The sequence below is a fragment of the Thermophagus xiamenensis genome (assembly GCF_900112795.1).
GTDB classification, from domain to species: domain Bacteria; phylum Bacteroidota; class Bacteroidia; order Bacteroidales; family Marinilabiliaceae; genus Thermophagus; species Thermophagus xiamenensis.
The window spans coordinates 53,982-70,126 of sequence record NZ_FONA01000013.1 but is presented as its reverse complement, the minus strand read 5'-3'; the positions used below and the strand labels follow the sequence as shown (position 1 = coordinate 70,126).

The 16,145-nt window shown below is 36.5% G+C and carries 14 protein-coding genes; 4 read left to right on the top strand and 10 right to left on the bottom strand.

Annotated features, from left to right (window positions below):
• Positions 1-33: 33 nt before the first annotated feature.
• Both hflK and BM130_RS09290 read right to left on the bottom strand, forming a co-directional pair.
• A complete protein-coding gene (hflK, locus tag BM130_RS09295) occupies positions 34-1,047 on the bottom strand; it encodes an FtsH protease activity modulator HflK (RefSeq protein ID WP_010528084.1) in 1,014 nt (337 codons plus the stop codon).
• Positions 1,048-1,074: 27 nt separating this feature from the next.
• Entirely contained in the window at positions 1,075-3,297 is a 2,223-nt protein-coding gene (locus tag BM130_RS09290; RefSeq protein ID WP_010528085.1) for a bifunctional alpha,alpha-trehalose-phosphate synthase (UDP-forming)/trehalose-phosphatase, read from the bottom strand.
• A gap of 260 nt (positions 3,298-3,557) precedes the next feature.
• On the opposite strand from BM130_RS09290, the gene BM130_RS09285 reads away from it, so the two are divergent.
• Positions 3,558-5,363 (top strand): glycoside hydrolase family 15 protein, encoded by a 1,806-nt coding sequence (locus BM130_RS09285; RefSeq protein WP_010528086.1) that lies wholly within the window; start codon positions 3,558-3,560, stop codon positions 5,361-5,363.
• 19 nt (positions 5,364-5,382) lie between these two features.
• Here the strand turns inward: BM130_RS09285 and folK are convergent, their stop codons facing one another.
• The 5 genes from folK to BM130_RS09260 form a co-directional block, all read right to left on the bottom strand.
• Positions 5,383-5,757, bottom strand: a complete 375-nt coding sequence (gene folK, locus BM130_RS09280; RefSeq protein ID WP_010528087.1) for a 2-amino-4-hydroxy-6-hydroxymethyldihydropteridine diphosphokinase — start codon at positions 5,755-5,757, stop codon at positions 5,383-5,385.
• A gap of 257 nt (positions 5,758-6,014) precedes the next feature.
• A complete protein-coding gene (locus tag BM130_RS09275; protein WP_010528088.1) occupies positions 6,015-6,389 on the bottom strand; it encodes a dihydroneopterin aldolase in 375 nt (124 codons plus the stop codon).
• Positions 6,390-6,397: 8 nt separating this feature from the next.
• Positions 6,398-7,117: an SDR family oxidoreductase gene (locus BM130_RS09270; protein WP_010528089.1), complete on the bottom strand. Its 720-nt coding sequence runs from the start codon at positions 7,115-7,117 to the stop codon at positions 6,398-6,400.
• 39 nt (positions 7,118-7,156) lie between these two features.
• Entirely contained in the window at positions 7,157-7,621 is a 465-nt protein-coding gene (locus BM130_RS09265) for a GAF domain-containing protein (RefSeq protein WP_010528090.1), read from the bottom strand.
• Between the two features lie 264 nt (positions 7,622-7,885).
• Complete coding sequence (locus BM130_RS09260) at positions 7,886-8,404, bottom strand: RNA polymerase sigma factor (RefSeq protein WP_010528091.1); 519 nt, start codon at positions 8,402-8,404, stop codon at positions 7,886-7,888.
• Between the two features lie 870 nt (positions 8,405-9,274).
• Here BM130_RS09260 and BM130_RS09255 point away from each other — a divergent pair.
• Positions 9,275-10,369 (top strand): nucleotidyltransferase family protein, encoded by a 1,095-nt coding sequence (locus BM130_RS09255; protein ID WP_010528092.1) that lies wholly within the window; start codon positions 9,275-9,277, stop codon positions 10,367-10,369.
• On the opposite strand, the gene BM130_RS09250 is transcribed toward BM130_RS09255, so the two are convergent.
• Positions 10,342-11,073, bottom strand: coding sequence for a phosphorylase family protein (locus tag BM130_RS09250; RefSeq protein ID WP_074964357.1), 732 nt, complete (start codon positions 11,071-11,073; stop codon positions 10,342-10,344). The two genes, BM130_RS09255 and BM130_RS09250, sit on opposite strands and share 28 nt — an antisense overlap.
• Positions 11,074-11,376: 303 nt before the next feature.
• On the opposite strand from BM130_RS09250, the gene mnmC2 reads away from it, so the two are divergent.
• Both mnmC2 and bamJ read left to right on the top strand, forming a co-directional pair.
• Complete coding sequence (mnmC2, locus tag BM130_RS09245; protein WP_010528094.1) at positions 11,377-12,147, top strand: tRNA (5-methylaminomethyl-2-thiouridine)(34)-methyltransferase MnmC2; 771 nt, start codon at positions 11,377-11,379, stop codon at positions 12,145-12,147.
• A 347-nt stretch (positions 12,148-12,494) separates the two neighbouring features.
• Entirely contained in the window at positions 12,495-13,301 is an 807-nt protein-coding gene (bamJ, locus tag BM130_RS09240) for a BamJ family beta-barrel-assembly machinery protein (protein ID WP_010528095.1), read from the top strand.
• Positions 13,302-13,832: 531 nt separating this feature from the next.
• Here the strand turns inward: bamJ and BM130_RS09235 are convergent.
• Both BM130_RS09235 and BM130_RS09230 read right to left on the bottom strand, forming a co-directional pair.
• Positions 13,833-15,113: a DUF4861 domain-containing protein gene (locus tag BM130_RS09235; RefSeq protein ID WP_010528096.1), complete on the bottom strand. Its 1,281-nt coding sequence runs from the start codon at positions 15,111-15,113 to the stop codon at positions 13,833-13,835.
• Positions 15,114-15,190: 77 nt separating this feature from the next.
• Positions 15,191-16,003 (bottom strand): gluconate 5-dehydrogenase, encoded by an 813-nt coding sequence (locus BM130_RS09230; RefSeq protein ID WP_010528097.1) that lies wholly within the window; start codon positions 16,001-16,003, stop codon positions 15,191-15,193.
• Positions 16,004-16,145: the final 142 nt, after the last annotated feature.

The window sequence follows — 16,145 nt, the reverse complement described above, 5'->3', positions numbered from 1 at the left end:
ATCAATTTTAAAATTACTCAAGATGATAAGAATTTATTCTTTGTTACCGGAAGCCGAAGGAAGGTTTACACTTTGAGCCTTATCCAGTTGCATCTGTAAAAGAGGCAACACATTATTGCCTTCCTGGTCGGTAATAATCTTATTACCCAATCGGGGCAGAACCTTTTGTAAAGTTTCCAAATAGATTCGTTGCCGTGTTACTTCGGGAGCTTTTATAAACTCGGAATAAAGCTCATTAAAGCGAGCCACTTCCCCTTTGGCATTATTTACACGCTCAACGGCATAACCTTCGGCTTTACGAATGGTTTCTTCGGCTTGACCTTTAGCCTTGGGTATTACTTTGTTATATTCCGACTTGGCTTTATTAATCAAGGTCTCTTTTTCCTGTTGGGCCTCATTAACGGCATTAAAAGCAGCTTTAACAGGGTCAGGGGGATTAACATCCTGTAGTACCACCTGGTCAATTTTAACCCCCAACTCATAATTATTGGCCAGTTCCTGAATCAGCTGTTCCACGCTGGAAGCTATTTCGGTACGCCCTACGGTCAGTACTTCATTGACAGTTCTGTCACCCACTACCTGTCTTACTGCCCCTTCAGAAATATCTCGAAGGGTAGATTCGGGATTGCGCACTTTAAACAAAAATTTGTAAGGGTCATTGATTCGGTATTGAACGACCCATTCCACATCGGCAAGGTTTAAGTCACCCGTAAGCATTAGCGACTCATTTTGTGTACCCGACTTGGTGTATTGTGAGCGAACATTGGCACTGGAAGTTCTAAAGCCAAACTCCAGCTTTTGTTGCCGTTCTACAGGCACTTTATATACCTGTTCGATAAAAGGAATCTTAAAATTAAGTCCCGGCATTACAGTTTTTTTATATTTACCAAAACGAACTACAACACCTGCTTCTTCGGGTCCTACCTGAAAAAATCCACTCCAAGCTAAAACCACCAAAAAAAGCACCAATATAATAGAACGAAAATTTTTAATTATTCTCCTAATTGCGGGAGACATTTCCTGATTCGTAAAATTCATTTCACTCATAAAGTTATTGATTTTAAAATATTTTATTTAGCATCTTGACATTTCACGCAAAAAATTTCGTACAGCATCTACGGTTTCGAGTTTATACGCAGCACTGGTATATTTGATACCCACTTTAATGGTTATGGCTTCGGGTGGTAATTCTCTAAAGAGGTATTCATCGGTCCAGTCATCGCCCATAGCCAATATATAATCAAAAGGCTTATTCAACAAAAAACGATTGGCCGCAACCCCTTTATTGATTCCCCCTGTTTTTACCTCAACAACCTTATTACCCTCCATAATTTCCAGGTTATGATTAGCCACCAGGGTAGTCAATTCATCCTTAAGCTCATTAGCTCTTAATTCCCCTAATTCGGCTTCTGCTTTTTCGTAATGCCAAACCAAAGAATAATTTTTCTCTTCCAGATAGGTTCCCGGGGTTCTAACCACAAAGTTATCAAGAACAGGTCGAACCATAGGCATCCACGAGTTGGTAGCGTTGGTTAGCATTTGCCAGTCACCTCCTCTTTCACGCATCCACACACCATGCTCGCTAATGAGGCTAACATTGGCGCCATCAAACCATTTACTCAATGTTACTTTATCTCTGCCACTAATTAAAATCACCTCATTTCTTTCATCACTGGTCAAGGCATTTAAGATTTCATAAAGTGCCTCATCAGGTGCGGCTCCCGGCTCCTCTTCGCGAGTCGCCTTTTTAAAATGAATAAGCGTACCATCGTAATCCAGAAATATGGCCCTATATTTTGCTTTGGCAAATTCTTTTAAGAGTTTCTGTGCTAAAATTGGTGTAATTTTTTTAGATATAAAATCGCGTTGAATCTGGGCAATACGCTTTAATGATGCGACAAATTGCTCAGCCCATTTAAAGACGTCATACCGCTTCAGTCGATTTTGAATCACCGCCATGCGGGCCCGCTGCTCATCTACCGGCATTTCCAACGCTTGTTTGATGGCTTCGGCTACCTCATCTTCATTATTAGGATTAATAACGATGGCTTCAGCCATCTCTTTAACCACACCGGTCATTTCACTAATAATCATTACGCCGGTCTGATTAATGCGAGAAGCGACATATTCTTTAGCTACCAGATTCATCCCGTCACGCACAGGTGTCAGTAAAGCCACATCACTCATACTATATAACTCAACCAGATTTTCAAAAGGGAGGGAACGATAGAAATACCAAACGGGTGAATAGTTAACCGAACCGTACAAACCATTTATTCGTCCCACCAACTCTTCCACTTCACGTTTAAGTTGTTGATACTGCGGCACCGAATTTCGGGAAGGAACAGCCAACATAACAAGAGTTGCTTTGGTGCGGTATTCAGGATATTTTTCCAGGAATTTTTCGAATGCTCTTAATCGATGAGGGATACCTTTAGAATAATCGAGCCGGTCAATGGATAAAATGAGTTTCCGCTCAGGTGAAACAAAAAATACTTTTTCTAATTCCTGATGCAACTGAGACTTTTCCCTTAACGTTTTTGAAATAGTTTGGAGTGCAGCATTATGGAATTTATCGTAATCAATGCCCATTGGGAAAGCATCAGCCAACACAATCCGTTCTTCTATATGTATGCGATTAAATGATATCTCATAGCCGAACAGACGACGAACACTACTTAAAAAGTGTCGTTCATAATCATAAGTATGGAAACCTACCAAATCTGCACCCAACAGCCCTTCTAAAATTTCATTACGCCAGGGGAGAAAACGAAAAACTTCATACGAAGGAAATGGTATATGCAGAAAAAAACCGATAATAATATCGGGACGTTTTTTTTTGATCATTCCAGGAACCAGCATTAACTGATAATCGTGAACCCAAACATAATCTCCATCATCGATAACCTCAATAGTTTTATCGGCAAATTTTTGATTTACTTTAACGTAAGACTCCCAAAACTCGGGAGAATAATCGACATATTGATTAAAGTAATGAAACAGTGGCCATATGGTACGGTTACAAAATCCTTCATAAAAAGTTTCAACCTCATATGAGGAAAGCGGGACAGTCTCACATCCCTCCTTTTGCAACATAGTATCAATTTTCTCAAAATCAGATGCAGAAAAATCTTCAGTAGCCACACCCGGCCATCCTATCCATCGTCCCTCAAAATCTTTATAAACCGATTTCATCCCTGTTGCTAACCCTCCCACACTTGGTTTTAAAGAAATCTGATCTTGTTGGGTAACAATACTGAATGGCAGGCGATTGGAAACGATATGAAGTTTATTCATAAAATTAAGTTTTTATTTTATTCAAAGTATAGTTCTTTTTTCTTTATTTTACAAACTTTGAAGCCTCAATTAAATAAAAAAAGAATGATTAACATAAATTTAAAATAGGCAGAAGGGCTCAGGCAGAAGGCAGAAGAAGTTTTTAGTCATTAGTGGTTAGTCATTAGTTATTAGTATTGATTACATAAGAAACAATAACCAACGACCAACAACTAACTTTAAATTCCATAAAACCAAAGAATTAGGTAAATTACATTCTGATGAATAATTTAAATTATGGTATTGTAGGCAACGGGAAAAGTGCGGCATTAATATCGGAAAAAGGGTCAGTAGACTGGTTATGTTTTCCACAGTTTGATTCGCCGTCGGTATTTGCAGCTCTTTTGGATAAAGAAAAGGGGGGCCATTTTTCCATCATCTCGGTTTCGGGGGCAAATATTACTCAGAAATACGGATTCCATTCAAATATATTGATAACCCGGTTCGAATGTGTAGATGGCACATTCGAAATTCATGACTTTATGCCTCGTTATAAATCCGATAATGGAACCTATTATATACCACCAGACCTCATCAGGTACATTAAATGGATAAAAGGCAAGCCCAAAATAAAAATTCTCTATGACCCTCGTTTAGAGTATGCCAAATTTGATACAAGAATCACTATCCACGAAAAATATGTAAAAGCCCAAACCACCAAAGGGAGTTACGACTCATTGTATTTGTATACCAGTATGGATAAATTGGCAGTAGTAGGCCAATTACCCATAACTCTTGAAAAAGATGAATTTATTCTTATAAGTTACAACCAAAAGCTATTGGTGCAAACCATCGAAAGAGCCTATTTAAAATTACAACGAACAAAAGTATATTGGCTCAATTGGTCGGAACGAACAACTCGTTTCAAAAAATACAACGATCAAATATTGCGAAGTGCATTGGTTCTAAAACTGCTGAGCTACCAGAAAAGCGGAGCTATCCTGGCCGCATTAACCACCTCTCTTCCAGAGACCATTGGTGAAGAACGCAACTGGGACTACCGCTTTTGCTGGATTCGAGATGCATCCATGGTAATAAAAGTGATGACCATGCTTGGTCATTTTAATGTGGCTCATCGTTACCTGAATTTCATCATAAATCTTTTACCCGACAAGGATGAGAAAATTCAAATCATGTATGGGATTAACGGTGAAAAAAAATTAACCGAATATGAATTGCCTCACCTTTCGGGATACGAAAACAGCAAACCTGTGCGTATCGGAAATGCCGCCTATAAACAAAAGCAAAACGACATTTACGGTATTCTGGTTGATGTCATTTACCAATTGTTTCATCTTTTTACCACTTCTCTTGAACACAGTGAGGAACTCTGGACCATCACAAGAAATATTATAAAGGTGGTGCAAAAAAACTGGCAAAAACCTGATAAAGGGATATGGGAGATCCGACACAGCACCAAACACTTTACATTCAGCAAAGTACTGTGCTGGGTGGCAGTCGACCGGGGCATTAAAATTGCAGAACTATTACACCAGAAAGACTATATTCGTTCTTGGGAGCGATTGCGGGAAAAAATTAAAGTGGACATTTTGAAAAATGCCTGGTCGGAAGAAAAGCAGGCCTTCACCCAATCATATGACAGTAACGATTTGGATGCTTCCGTATTGTTAATGGAAACCTATGGTTTTATTGAAGGGGATGATCCCCGCTATAAAAGTACCGTAAAAGCCATACAACGCGAGCTGGAGCATAACGGCCTTATGTTCCGTTATCGCAACTACGACGGTTTTGGGCAACCTTCGTCTGCTTTTACCATCTGTTCGTTCTGGCTCATCCGTGCGCTTTACAAAATTGGCGAAAAAGAAGAAGCAAAGAAAAAATTCGAACAGCTATTAAAGTATTCCAATCATTTAGGCCTTTTTAGCGAAGATATGGATTTTGAAACAAAACGGTTACTTGGCAATTTTCCGCAGGCCTATTCACACTTGGCACTAATTGATGTGGCAATGTTATTGGCTGGCGGGGAATTAACTACGGAAGAAAAGATTTTGGGAAATATTGGCTAAATCATAAAACGAAAAATGTTTATTGATTCAATTCAGCTACCAGTTGTTGTAAAAAATCTCTGCTGTAATAATCATCATCAACAATTTTTCCGTTCCAGGAAAGGATATCCAGATCAATTTCTCTGGGACCGAATTTGGGGCGCGTTCGGTCACGTCCCAATTCATCTTCCAATGCCTTTAAACGCTGGATCAAGGCCTCCCGTTCAAGAGAGGTCTCCATAAACACTGCAGCATTTAAGAAGTCGGGTTGGTTTGTTATGCCAATAGGTTTGGTCTTTAATACCGAGGAAATTTTATTTACCTTAAAATATTTTTCTAGCAAAGACAAGGCAACATTAATATTTTTTTCTGCATCTATATTACTCCCAAGCACAACTATTACCTGATTTTTCATCAGTATAAAATTTTTCTGAGTTATTGGTCTGATGGAACTCGCATGACTTAAAGTTTATACATGTTCTTATTGTGACAAATCTTTTTAGTCATGCTCGTTTCATCCGTATAAAATTTACTTACTTCATTGATATATTATTTCTTAAAAGTAGTCATTATTGGTTAGTCGTGAGTCATTAGTTATTTAACACTAACCACTTGTTGACTAATGACTACTGACTGTTGACTAACCACCTGGAACTTTACCGGGTCTTTTTCTTATTCATGATTATTGTCTGGTGCGGCTTTGCTTTTAGACAAACTAAAGGAAACGCTACGTGCAAAACGTAAAGCATGTGGTTTGTCCACTTCCACTTCAACCCTTTCAATTCTGGGCTCAGCAAACAAAAGTTCAACCACATCGTTGGCCACCTTCTCCAGTAAATTAAAATGGTTGCCTTCGACCAATGCAATTACTTTTTTACAAATATCCCTGTAATTCAATGCTTCTGAAGGCATGTCACTCACCTCTTCCCCCTGAGTGGTATATTCAATAGTAATATTAAGCAGTAAATCCTGTTTTTTCCCCACTTCATGAGGATTAAAGCCCACCTGGGTGCGTAACAATAAATCTTTAATAACAATTTTCGCCATAATTGAAGTTATAAAAGATGTAATCCACTATCACAATAGATAATTTGTCCTGTAATGGAAGGAGTGTTCAACAGGAAGGAGACAGATGCAGCAATATCACTGAGCTCCACTTTACGCCGTAAAGGAGTATTACCTGCTTTTTCGACAAGATAATCTTCACTTTTACGGGCTGGTGCTAATACCGGTCCGGGTGCCACCGCATTCACTCTGACATCTGGCGAAAAAGCCAGAGCGGCCATTTTGGTTAAGGCCGCCAAATTTTTCTTGGCTAACAAATAAGCTGCATGTGATCCCTCATTTGATGTTATTTTTGTGTCCAAAATATTTATTATTGTCCCCTTTTCAAAAGAATTTTTAAACGACTGGAGCAAAAAAAATGGTGCATCAAAATTGACTTCCATTTCTTTTCGAAGTAAAGCAGGCGAAGTTTCTTCAATAGAACCTGCATTAAATGTACTGGCATTATTAATCAGTGCCATTGGTTTTTCATTTCCAGATGGCAATCTTTCAAAAAAAGACAATACTGCATCAGTATTGCTTAAATCACATTGAACCACCGGGAAGTTACGCCCCATATACTTGCTTTTCAACTCCTTGGCAAGAGCTTTGGCTTCATCGCGGCTGTAATTGTAGTGCAAAACCACATCCCAACCTTCGGCTGCTAACGAACGTGCCAAAGCTGCACCAATACGTTTTGCTGCACCGGTAATTATTACAGTTGGTGTCATAAAAAAGTTAAACCTACATTTAATATGTCCCAGTATAAACTATTCATAAATAAGTGTTACAATTTTTTCAAGCTCCTCTCTATCCGTATCATCAAAAGCATTCAATTTTCGACTGTCCACATCTAATACAGCAACCACTTTCCCTGATTTATCCCTAAAAGGCACCACAATTTCAGATTTGCTTAAAGAAGAACAGGCAATGTGTCCCGGAAATTTATTAACATCAGGCACCACCTGGCTCCGCTCTTCATTAATCCCTGCCCAGCAAACGCCTGTATCTTTTTTTAATTTGAGACAAGCAACCGGCCCTTGATACGGCCCCACCACCAAATCGCCATTTTCATCCAAATAATAGAAACCCGTCCAAAAATAGTCAGGCATTTTATGATGCAATAGTGCCGCAATAGTACTCATGCGCGACCACGGACTGGTTGTGGCCTCAATTAATTTTTTAATTTGCCCAAAAATACGCTGATATCGTCCTGATTTTAATTTAGTATTCATACTTAATTTAAAAATTCAAATGAATTAGGAAAAATTTATACAGTTAAATAAATCCTATTATCAATAAAACAAAGAGAAATTGCAAATTATGTTATGCATCAAAAATTAGACAAAAAATAAGATTGCACCAAATTTTTTATAAAAACAAAAAAACAACCGGCCATTGTTATAATAACAATTGGCCGGCTGCCCACTCATCCACTAAACCCAAACCTTAGACTTATTTATTTCGGCACTCGATTACCTATTTGGTTATATAAAAAATCAAACAGCATAGCTTCCTTCACGATCTCTCAGCATTTCCTGCAATTTTTTACGAGTAAAAAATATTCTGCTTTTGACAGTCCCAATTGGAAGATCTAACTCCTCTGCAATTTCTTTGTATTTGTAACCATCAGTATGCATCTTGAATGGAATTCTAAATTCGTCAGATAATTGTTCAATATACTTATTCATCTCCATAACAGAATGCACCATTTCTGGTGTCTCCGAAGTATAATTCTGCTTGTAGGCATGTTTAAAGGCATCGTCGGAACCATCAAAAGTATTACGTGTTTTTTGATTTCGTCGATAGTTATTAATAAATGTGTTTTTCATAATGGTAAACACCCAGGCTTTGAAGTTGGTGTTGGCAACAAATTGATTCCGGTAAGTTAAAGCCTTCAAAATAGTTTCTTGTAATAAGTCATGGGCATCTTCATCATTCGATGTCAAACTCAGAGCAAAATAAAGCAATTTGTCCTGCAAGCCTAACAAGCGGTTGGTAAATTGTATTGATGTCATGGTATCCTATTTTTTGTTTTCTGTCTAACAAAATTACAATAAAAATAAACGACTTCAAAGTCCTAAATACCTAAATTGCATCACTATTTAGTTCCATTCTAAATAAAAAATCATCCTTCCCACTGATTTTCTGGCAATTATTTTTCCACACTTCTATCATTCTAAATTATGGAAACAATCACAAAAAGTCAAGTATGTTTAATGTTAAACCAAAGATCAATCTTTCATCTTAGTGATAATACATTTGAAACAGACGTGATTAAAAAAGCTTATCCCAAATAGAACATAAATAATAAAGTGCAAAGGAAGAAGGAAGAAGAAGTGATTAGTGATTAGTCAATTAGTGTTGATTTACTAATTACTAATGACTAACCACCAATAACTAATTTTAAAAACCAATAATTCAATGATATAAGTAATTTTTATACGAATAATAAATACATTCGTCTACCTCTATTTCTCATCCATTCGAAATAGCTGCATTTTTCATTTAAATCTCGGACAAAAGTATTGTCGAAATATTTGTTATTATTAGTTTTACTACGAATTTAATTAGGAAGGCGAATTAAGAAGTAATATAATGAGGTTAAAGCTATCTTAAAGGCAACGTCAACGAGAGGCAGAAGTGCACAGGCAGAAGGCAGAAGAAGTTTATAGTCATTAGTCAACAGTCATTAGTGATTAGTGTTGATTAACTAATGACTAATTAACTAATGACTAATGACTAATTTCAAGAACCACTAATTCAATAAATTAAACAAATTATATACGGATGAAAATTCATTTATAGCCGGATTGTAACAACCTGCTATAAACATTTGAGCGCTTTGCCTTCTAAATTTTATTTTGATAGGTTATTAATTAAGACACATGAGTAAAAACAGCCCTTTTTCATCCCCAATTGCCAAATTGGTTTTTGAATGGTGCCGCTTTGATACAAGTATAAAATGGTCAGAAATAACAGAAAGTATTAAAGATATTTTAAATTTTGCAACACGTAATGGTGTGGCACCTTGGTGTTACTACCAATATCAAAAGCAAAAAAAGAGTAGCCTGCCTGATCAATTGGAACAGCCTCTCAAAATGCAATATTTGCAAACGCTGTTAATGAACCGTCAAAAGTGGAAAGTTTTTCAGGATATCAATACAATATCGCAACAACATAACATTCCCATTATACCATTAAAAGGTATAGCTTTAGCCTATACACTTTATCCTCAAGAAGCTTTACGTCCGATGGGCGATATAGATATATTAGTACCTGAAGATAAAATAAATTCATTTCAAGAAATAATGCTACAACATGGTGCAACCACCCTTTGCCCACCCCTATCCGGATATCATGCCAAAATAAATGCTCATATACCTGCCATGCTATGGCAAAATATCATGATTGAACCCCACCAACGTCTTTTTGCGTTAGGCAATTCCTTCAATCCTCAAAATACAGACCTCTTTAAAGAAACCATTTCGCCTTCCAACAACCTTGAAATAACTGTTTTAAATGATGTATTACAAGCCTATCATTTGGCTGCACACATTTTCAAAGGCTATAAACTGGGCGGCATGCGGTTGAGCTGGTTACTCGATTTAGCATTAATTCTCCAACGCAACATAAAAGATTCTGACTTTTTTCAAAAAATAATTAACATTAACCCTAAAGTTCAAAGGCAAATTTCCTCAGTTATCTATTGGAGTTCTCTTTTATTACCCCACCACCCCTGGAACATCAAACATAACATTCCATTTCCTGACGAAATGATGTTTCATAAGGAAAGAAACACTTCTCAAAAACACAAACTTATGGTTTTTAATGACATCATAAAACTTCCGGGATTACATCACAAAACATTGTTACTATTTAGAGAATTTTTCCCGGAAAAAGCTTATATGGATCACCAATACGGTAAACATAGGGGATTTTCTCTTCTACTTCTCTATTTCAAACGAATATTAGGATTATAAGCCAAAAATCTAACAATTTTAAAACAGCCCTCAGCCAAGTTAGTAGTAGCAAACTTTAAATTTTCAAGAAACTCTTCATGTGTGGGTTTTCCTGAATCAACTAAATCGGTTACCGCCTTAACACAAAAAGCAGGGATGTTATGCAATGAGGCCACCCAAATCACTGCAGCAGCCTCCATATCTTTTAATTTACCACCCAAACGATTTATTTGCTTTTCGTCCTCTGGTAACATATCTAAAGAACTACCGGTAGTTACAATTCCGTATTTAAATCCTAAAGTTTTTAATTGTTCTGTATCCCAAACCTTAAAGTGTCCCTCGCCATGAGGTCTCCATCCTGGTATATCCACACGATGATCATGAAAAACCACTTTAGGATAACTAAGATATATTTCCCCAACATGAGCGCCTTTTGAAGCAAATGCACCGGCCGTCCCTGCATTAATTATTATTTGAGGTTGAAACTTTTCTATTGCCAAATGAGTCGCTAGTGTGGCTGCTTCAGTTCCAATAAAATCTAAACCATTGCCAGAATCTTTACCATTAATCACAATTGAAACATTAGTTCCTTCAAATTCTCCGACCCAGCTACGCATGGGTAATCCCGGACAAAAAGTCTTATCTTCCAAAAGGCTAAACTTTTTTATTATTGGTTTAGCCTCAGCTTCCATAGCTATAATAAAAGTAATCTTATTTATCCTCATTATTAACAACCTTTGCTATAAATTATTTAAGCCCTCTTTAGGCCGGTAGAAATTCATATGATTTTAAGTAAACTATTCTTTGTTTATAAAAGATTTCAGGACTTATTTTTTATTTTAATATTTCAAAATCTCTTATGCAATTCACAAAATCATAATGTCATCGCCAAAGCCCCCTATTATCATTATCTTTGTTTCAAAATTTATAAAGAACCGAGCATGAATATTCTTATAACAAAAACATGCATATAATTTTGGAGCCATGCAAGTTCCATTTGACCTATGAATTAAATAAATAACAGACGAATGCAAGATTATCCTCCAATTATACTTAAAACATCTGAAGACGGTTCATCCACACTATATCGTCCTGATCTCAATGAACATTACCATTCCGTTCATGGTGCCATCCAGGAATCTATGCATGTTTTTATTTGGGCCGGACTGATGTTTTATTTTGAAAAAAATACGGAATTAGAAAGTGAACATTTCAATACACCTTCCCAATTAATGACCAAAAATAGTTCGTTTGACCCAATTATCAATGCAAAAAATTACCATTCAAAGCCTATCCAGATTTTGGAGGTTGGCTTTGGAACAGGACTTAATGCCTTGTTAACTTTAACTTATAGCCAAAACCACTCTATTTATTACCATTCACTCGAAAAATTTCCACTAAGCAAAGAAATAATCGAAAAAATTAATTATCCACAACAAATTCCTCACTCAAAAGCAAGTAACTGGTTCAATGAAATTCATAACGCACAATGGGACCAGCCTAAACAAATAACACCTCAATTCCAATTATTCAAAGAGCATACAGATTTACAAAAATTTAAAAGCACTCATAAATTTGATTTAGTCTATTTTGATGCCTTTGCCCCTGACAAACAACCAGATCTGTGGACTCCCGAAATATTTGAAAACATTGCTAATATTATGAATTCCGGTGCTATATTAACCACCTATAGTGCAAAAGGAATTGTACGCAGGGCCATGCAAAAGGCAGGTCTTAAAACAGAGAAAATTCCAGGACCACCCGGAAAAAGAGAAATGCTTAGAGCTATAAAAAAATAAATTAACCTACTAACACTTATACATTTTCTAAATACTAATTTAAAAGAATTTAGTTACAAGTTTTTTTCGGAATTGTAGTAATCAATCTCTTTTTTAGAAATACGGGCAGTGCATCATTCCTCTAATATGCTGTTTTAAATTATTTGTTCTATTTTTACCTTACATTAAATGATAATGTACAGTTAATAAATTTAGAATTGCCTTAAGAATAAAAATGGGATGAGTACCTAAATAAAAGAATTAAGCATACGAAGAACCCAATCTTTAAATATGGTCTTTCCTTATAATCAAACCGACTAAAAAAATTAATCACATCTTTTTTATAAACAAAAATAAATTACGCAAGCATGAAAAAAAGACTATTGTACCTGTTCATCCCTATTGTTCTTTTGTCCATAGTTACCTGTAACCGTGTACCAAATACAGGAAAAGTAGAACTCAAAACGCAACTGGACAGTTTAAGTTATGCCTTGGGATTTTACGAAGCCAACAGCTGGAAAAACAATTTAAAACAAATACCCTTCGATACGATCGACTATAGGAAAGTAGCCTTATCATTAAAGAACTCAAACCTGTTACAAAGATATATAGACTTTCGCCATAAACAGTTTGATTCAATTAACGTTGAAATCTTCAAAAAAGGATTTTTTAATGAATTAGCCTATGACCATTCCTATTTTACCGAAATGACAGCCGACTTATATATTCGTAAAATCTACCAACAAATAAGGGAGAGAAAAGATAGCTTGAAAAATGCCAAAGCCAGGGAAAATCTTAAAAAGGGAGAAGAATTTTTAAACAAAAACGCTCTTAATAAAGGAATTATTTCATTAGAAAGTGGACTTCAATATCAAATTATAAAGGATGGAAAAGGTCCTAAACCTAATGCAACCGATAAGGTGCGTTGCACATATCATGGTACACTGCTGGACGGAACCGTTTTCGACAGTTCCATTGAACGTGGCGATACGGCCACCTTTAGAGTGAACCAGGTTATTGAAGGATGGAAACAGGCTTTAATGTTAATGCCAGTAGGTGCCAAATGGAAATTATTTATTCCTTCCGACCTGGCCTATGGAGTAAATGGAGCGGGTGATAAAATTGGACCTAATGAAACGCTTGTATTTGAGGTGGAATTGATAGAAATTCTTTAAAACACCATCAACCTCTTTAAAGGACACAATTTTAATAACAAAAGCAAGGAGATGTTCATTTTCCCCACGATACATCCAAAAACGGATTGGACGTCTCCTTTTTTTATAATTCACATTTTTATATCAGGGAAACTATACCCTTTAGATTTTTGACTTCACGGGAAAAATACAGCTCACCACAATCCCAACATCTACCACATAAAATTATACATATAGAACTTGCCTATCAACATTATCCATAAGATACATTGAAAACACTCACAAAAAAGAGTGAAACTGTTAATTACAGCCCCACTCCTTTCACACACAACTAATAAAACCTATTAAAACGTCAACAATATACAATAGAAATTTAGAATTTAGAAATACCGGCTAAAAGAAAATCATTCTACAACCGAAAAATGAAAAAACAAGCATGGCCGAGTTAGCTTGTAACTGTAACAAAATTATAAACTTACTGCCATTGCTTTTCATTAAACCAATTACAAAAATTTAATCCGAATATTTAAATGGTATTCAATCAATGGCTACCTAATTGATTACCACGGGATTTCCAATCTTTTCAGCTTCGGAAGAAATGTATGCTTTAAAATTTTCGGGATTTTTCCACTTTTCATTTTCCAGCCCCCAAACTGCAAAGAAATAATGCCGTGCTGGTTTATCGGCTTTTATTTTTTGAGCTACATAATAAGTTTCTGAAATAACATGACTAAAACCTTTCTCCACCACTGTTTGGTAACCTCTTTCAAAAAAATTGATATCAGTAGTCCTGGCAATCCTGGTAACTTCATTGTCCTTAAGCATCACGGCCATTCCGAGTTCATCATTATTTTCTGATTGTCGGTCGTGTGTGCCTATTACACGATACCCGGGTTCAGCCTTAAACTCAAATGGATCATTCGTAAGCTTGCTTGTAACAATTCCTGTAACCAGTTGTTTAGTCCCTTCAAAATCAGAAACAGTTACATCTGACATAAACCAATATTTGCCAGGATAAATAGTAATTCGCTCAACAGCCGACAGGGATTGATTTGCCACTTTCCAACCTTCGTATTTAAGATCAAAGACAGAACGAACAGGCCCTTCAGTAATCTTTTCAAAGGAATATTTTTCAGTAGATCCCAAACGGTAAAGAGAATCAGCCTCTAACATGGCCAGTCCACCGGCACCTAAAGAACTTCCACAGTGCAAAATATCCATTCCCCAATCAGACAGCTCATGATAATTAGGTATATCTGGAGTATGAAGCTTATCGAGAATGATATCGGGTTTTAGCTTCCCAAATAAGTCCTTTATATTTCTAACATCAAAATAGTTACGAAACCCCATTTTATCATTTTCCCAGCTTACACTTTCTCCCTGTGCTATAATTTTAAACCCTTCAGAAATAGATGGAGCATCATATTTATCTACCTCTTTATAAGAACTATCTGATTGAAGAATACCAAGTTGGATATTGGTCCGCATTGGAAAATCCGGATACTCATTTTCCGGTATTGTTACTACATTGAGCGATAAAGTTTCAGAAGGCTTAAAATCAAGCGTAAAAACAAGTTCATCCCATATACCATCTCCATCCATATCATCAACCTGGGACGGAACATATTTATTATCGAGCTTAAGTGCCACAGCATATCCATCCGGGATTTCACCATAACGCTGTTCCAGCTCAGTTCGTTTTACTATAATGGTTTCATCTATTCTTTCCACATCCAAAGGATTAGAAACCACGAGCAATTGTTTTTTAGAACAAGAGGATGTCCACAAAAGTAAAAAAACTGCAACTCCAAGTATTATTTTTATTCTTTTCATAATTAGGTAGTTTGTTTTGCTATAATGGTCAAAAGGAATACATAAACTGTTCTTATTTATTTAGTAACAGTCATGACCTATTCATTGGGCAAATCGTTTTCACCTTTAACATACCCAAAGTTAGCTAAGATACCACCATCAACGTATAATACGTGTCCGTTTACAAAATCACTAGCCCTACTGGCCAAGAAAAGCGCAGCATTACCTACATCTTCAGGGTCACCCCATCGACCTGCAGGCGTACGTGTCATTACCAGGTCATTAAAAGGATGGTTGCCTTCACGAATGGGCGCTGTTTGAGATGTAGCAATATATCCGGGCCCGATTCCATTTACCTGAATATTGTACTTGGCCCATTCACAAGTCATATTGGCAGTAAGAAGTTTCAGTCCTCCCTTTGCGGCGGCATAAGCCGATACCGAATTGCGCCCATAAACGCTCATCATTGAACAAAGATTAATAATTTTACCTTGTCTCTTTTTTATCATACCAGGCACCACCCGCTTCGAAACAATAAAGGGGGAAACCAAGTCCACATCTATCACCTGTTTAAAATCTTCGACAGGCATCTCCAACATTGGCACCCTTTTTATCATACCGGCATTATTCACTAAAATATCGATAGACCCTACATTATTTTCAATGGTTGAAATACCTTGGTCCACCTCCTTTTCCTTGGTGACATCGAAAGCCAATGCGAATACTTCAATTCCTTCTTTTTTGAACTCAGCTTTGCTTTGTTCCAATTTTTCTTGCGATCTTCCATTGATAACAACTTTTGCACCGGCTTTCCCAAGCGTTTTGGCAATGGCCATACCAATGCCATGACTTCCGCCGGTAACCAAAGCCACCTTACCGGAAAGGTCAAATAATTCCTTTAAAAAATTCATATTTAAATTTTTTATCTGGGTTAATCAAAGTTTATTGTTATTAAAAACATAAAACTCACCTGAGTCTATTATCCTGTCAATTATCCACATTATTTTCTAAGTACAGCAGACAAAAGAACTATTATTGGTAATTCAAATGCTA

Coding starts and splice junctions, on each gene's coding strand:
- folK (WP_010528087.1), bottom strand. CDS start 5,757: ATGAAAAATCAGGTAATAGTTGTGCTTGGGAGTAATATAGATGCAGAA.
- BM130_RS09290 (WP_010528085.1), bottom strand. CDS start 3,297: ATGAATAAACTTCATATCGTTTCCAATCGCCTGCCATTCAGTATTGTT.
- hflK (WP_010528084.1), bottom strand. CDS start 1,047: ATGAGTGAAATGAATTTTACGAATCAGGAAATGTCTCCCGCAATTAGG.
- BM130_RS09275 (WP_010528088.1), bottom strand. CDS start 6,389: ATGGCGAAAATTGTTATTAAAGATTTATTGTTACGCACCCAGGTGGGC.
- BM130_RS09250 (WP_074964357.1), bottom strand. CDS start 11,073: ATGAGGATAAATAAGATTACTTTTATTATAGCTATGGAAGCTGAGGCT.
- bamJ (WP_010528095.1), top strand. CDS start 12,495: ATGAAAAAAAGACTATTGTACCTGTTCATCCCTATTGTTCTTTTGTCC.
- BM130_RS09270 (WP_010528089.1), bottom strand. CDS start 7,117: ATGACACCAACTGTAATAATTACCGGTGCAGCAAAACGTATTGGTGCA.
- mnmC2 (WP_010528094.1), top strand. CDS start 11,377: ATGCAAGATTATCCTCCAATTATACTTAAAACATCTGAAGACGGTTCA.
- BM130_RS09265 (WP_010528090.1), bottom strand. CDS start 7,621: ATGAATACTAAATTAAAATCAGGACGATATCAGCGTATTTTTGGGCAA.
- BM130_RS09235 (WP_010528096.1), bottom strand. CDS start 15,113: ATGAAAAGAATAAAAATAATACTTGGAGTTGCAGTTTTTTTACTTTTG.
- BM130_RS09230 (WP_010528097.1), bottom strand. CDS start 16,003: ATGAATTTTTTAAAGGAATTATTTGACCTTTCCGGTAAGGTGGCTTTG.
- BM130_RS09255 (WP_010528092.1), top strand. CDS start 9,275: ATGAGTAAAAACAGCCCTTTTTCATCCCCAATTGCCAAATTGGTTTTT.
- BM130_RS09260 (WP_010528091.1), bottom strand. CDS start 8,404: ATGACATCAATACAATTTACCAACCGCTTGTTAGGCTTGCAGGACAAA.
- BM130_RS09285 (WP_010528086.1), top strand. CDS start 3,558: ATGAATAATTTAAATTATGGTATTGTAGGCAACGGGAAAAGTGCGGCA.